We start from the raw sequence: 3,438 nt of genomic DNA on the forward strand, positions 1-3,438 counted from the left end.
GTACGGGCAGAGCGGGGGACACCGGTGCGGCCTGGAACGGACCGGGGGCGGGGGGCGCAAGCCGTCCTCTCGGGACCGCGCCCGCGCTGCCGACCGCCCGCCGCGCGCGCCTGGCGCCTGCCGCCTCGCGCCCGCGCCTGCCGCCTGCCGCGCGTACCCGCGCCTGCCGCGCGTACCCGCGCCTGCCGCGCGTACCCGCGCCTGCCGCGCGCACCCGCGCCTGCCGCGCGTACCCGCGCCTGCCGCCTGCCGCACGTACCCGCGCCTGCCGCCTGCCGCGCCCGCCGCCCACGCGCTCGCCCGCCGCCCACGCGCTCGCCCGCCGCCCACGCGCTCGCCCGCCGCACCCGCGTTGGGCCGCGACAACGCCCGCGTCCGCGCGCCGCCGCTACTCGACCCCGATGTCCTCGTTCCAGAGCGTCGGCTCCTCGGCGATGAACGTGCGCATCATGGCGACGAGGTCCGGGTCGTCCAGGATCGTGACCTCGACGCCCTGCTCCCGCAGCCAGTCGTGACCGCCGGAGAACGTCTCCGCCTCACCGATCACGACGCGGGAGATGCCGAACTGCTTGACGAGGCCCGAGCAGTACCAGCAGGGCGACAGCGTCGTGACCATCGTCGTGCCCGAGTAGCCGGGCTGCCGTCCGGCGTTGCGGAACGCGTTCGTCTCGGCGTGCATCGACGCGTCGTCGTCCTGCACGCGCCGGTTGTGGCCGCTGCCGAGCAGGGTGCCGTCGGCGGCGAACAGCGCGGCGCCGATCGGGATCCCGCCCTCGACGAGCCCCTGCTCCGCCTCGGCGCGGGCGACGGCCAGCTGCTCCTCGGCGGTCGTGAAGCGCGGCCCGGCGCCGACCGGTTCCGGGCCCGCCGCGGTGGCCGGGTCGTCCGCCACGGCACCGAGGCCGGACGCCGCTGCCGCGTCCTGCACCGATCCACCGGGGACCGCCGACGGGGCCGCGTCGCCGCTCGCTCCCTCGGCCGGGAGGCCCGTCACCGGGTCCCTGGGATCACCACCGGGATGCCGCACGGTCGGCTCCTGCGGCTCGGCCGGCTCCCGCGACTCGGCCGGCTCCTCGACGTCGGTCATGCGACGTCGTCCGCGCCGTCGACGCCGATGACGGTGTCGGGCGCCTCGGCGAGCGGACCGCCGACGGCCGGCTTCGCGACGCGGAACAGCAGGAAGTAGGCCGCGAACGCGACGACGAACCCGACGAGCGGGGTGAGGTCGCCGACCGGGGTCGCCTTGGCGACGGGACCTTCGTAGAACGTCTGGTTCGAGAACAACCACACGGACAGCACGCCGCCGATGAGGAACGCGGTGATGCCCGCCCAGTTGCGGTACCGGACGCGGTCGGGGATGAACTGCGCGATGGACGTGCCGCGACGCAGGATCCGGTCGGCGAACACGACCCCGAGCCAGGGCGCGATCCAGTAGGCGATGACGAGGAGGAAGTTCTCGTACTTCTCGCCGGCGTCGGGCAGGGCCCAGAGCGCGACGAAGAAGCCGATGATGCCGAACCCGACGGCGACGATGGCCCGACGCAGCCCGAACCGGATGCGAACGCCCGCGGCGAGGAACGACATCGCGCCGGAGTAGATGTTGAGCGAGTTGGCGGCGATGGCGCCCACTGCGATCGCGATGAGCGTCAGGTCGCGGATCACGACCGGGAGGCTCGACGTGAACGACCCGGTCGGGTCGCCCGGGTCGAACCCACCGATGGTGACGGCTGCCGCGCCCGCCGCCATGAGGACGGTGCACGACACGAAGTCGCCGATGCCCGCGGCCCAGCCGGCGGTGCGGCGGGATGCGCTGGCGGGCAGGTACCGGGTGTAGTCGGACGCGTAGGGGTTCCAGCCGGCGGCGTAACCGAACGCCGCGCTCACGGTGAGGGTGAAGCCGGCGAAGGAGTAGCCGCCGCCCTTCGGGGTGTACTCGAGGTGGGCGTGGGAGAAGATCACGATCGTCGCGATGAGGAAGATGATCCCGAGGATGTACGACGCGTAGCGCTCGAACACCTGGACGAGGTCGTGGCCGACGAACGCCACGGCGACCTCGAGCACCACGACGATGATCAGCGCGAGCCAGGTGCTCATGCCGGTGAGGGTCGACAGCGCCAGCGCGCCGGAGACCGAGTTCGTGGCGAACCAGCCCAGGCCGGCCATGATCGTGTTGATGCCCGCCGGCAGGATGTTGCCGAGGAACCCGAACGCGGTGCGGCTCAGCACGAGCTGTGCGAGACCCTCACGCGGCCCCCACGTCGACAGGATGCCCTGTGTCAGCGACCCGAGTGCGTTGCCGATGATGAGGGCGATCATCGCCCAGCGGAAGTCGAGCCCGAAGAACAGCACCGCGATGACGCCGACGTAGATCGTGGCGAACTCGAGGTTCGGCGCGGTCCAGGTGGCCGCGAGCTGCCACGGGGAGCCGTGACGGGCGGAAGCGGGGATGGCCTCGATGCCGCCGGGTTCGACGCGGCTCGGGCGGGCGTGCACGGGGGACGGTGCAGTGGTGGTCACTGAGGAAGCCTACGAGCGCCCGCGGCCGGCCGGGGTCGTGATGGCCGGTTCGTCACACGCTCTTTACACGGCGGCGCGAGGCCGTCGCCGGTTCCCAGCATGCTCCCAGCGCTCTCCGGTCGACTCTGAGCACGTGTACAGCGGACACGGCGGCCGTCGCCGTAGTGTCGGACGCCCCGACGGGCTCTGCTCGGCGTCACACGAACGGAAGGCACACCATGGGATTCCTCGATCGACTGCTCGGGCGCGAGGACCGATCGCAGCCGGGCGGTGGCCGACAGGCATGGCCGACGAACGCCGACCCGTACGGGCAGCAGTCCGCCGCGGGCTACCGCTACGGTCAGCAGTCGTACGACGTGCCGCCGGGTGCTGCGCGTACCGCCTCCGCGGGATCGTCGACGCCCCCGAGCGAGGACGAACTCGCGGTGGAGCGCTACCGCTACCTCCTGCGTACGGCGCCGCCCGAGCGCATCGAGGACGTCCACGCCGAGGCCTTCGCCCGGTTGACACCCGAGCAGCGACGCATGGTGTTCGATGAGTTGTCGCGCACCGCGCCCGCCGGTGAGGCTCCTCGCGCCGACGACCCCCGCTCACTCGCGCAGGCCGCGACGCGGTCGGAGATCCGGCAACCGGGGACCCTCGAGCGGTCGCTCGGCGGTTGGGGCGGCGGGTACGGGGGTCGCGGCGCGTACGGCGGTGCGAGCGGATTCGGCGGGTTCGGCGGGTACGGGAGGTCCGGGTCCGGTTTCGGGAGCATGCTCGGTGCCTCGCTCCTCGGCTCCGTCGCGGGCTACGTCATCGGGTCGACGATCATGAGCGCCTTCCTGCCCGAGCCCGGCATGTTCGGTGAGCCGGTCGACGCGAGTGGGGCGGACGACGGGGGTGACGGCAGTGGTGACGACGGTGGCGGCGGGTACGGGG

General features: G+C 73.2%; 3 protein-coding genes. 1 reads left to right on the forward strand and 2 read right to left on the reverse strand.

Annotated elements, in window-relative coordinates; all coding sequences use genetic code 11:
• Positions 1 to 388: 388 nt before the first annotated feature.
• Both DEI82_RS15880 and DEI82_RS15885 read right to left on the reverse strand, forming a co-directional pair.
• Complete coding sequence (locus DEI82_RS15880; protein WP_111037579.1) at positions 389 to 1,087, reverse strand: nucleoside deaminase; 699 nt, start codon at positions 1,085 to 1,087, stop codon at positions 389 to 391.
• Positions 1,084 to 2,517, reverse strand: a complete 1,434-nt coding sequence (locus tag DEI82_RS15885; protein WP_111037580.1) for a cytosine permease — start codon at positions 2,515 to 2,517, stop codon at positions 1,084 to 1,086. The genes DEI82_RS15880 and DEI82_RS15885 overlap by 4 nt, the downstream gene beginning before the upstream one ends.
• Before the next feature lie 218 nt (positions 2,518 to 2,735).
• Here DEI82_RS15885 and DEI82_RS15890 point away from each other — a divergent pair.
• Positions 2,736 to 3,438 (forward strand): hypothetical protein (locus DEI82_RS15890; protein ID WP_181435259.1); only part of this gene is annotated, 703 nt, incomplete at its 3' end.

Origin of the sequence: Curtobacterium sp. MCBD17_019 (genome assembly GCF_003234555.1) — a bacterium.
GTDB lineage: Bacteria > Actinomycetota > Actinomycetes > Actinomycetales > Microbacteriaceae > Curtobacterium.

Bases quoted from the DNA above. Each gene is read 5' to 3' on its own strand.
- DEI82_RS15880 (WP_111037579.1), bottom strand. From the start codon at position 1,087: ATGACCGACGTCGAGGAGCCGGCCGAGTCGCGGGAGCCGGCCGAGCCG.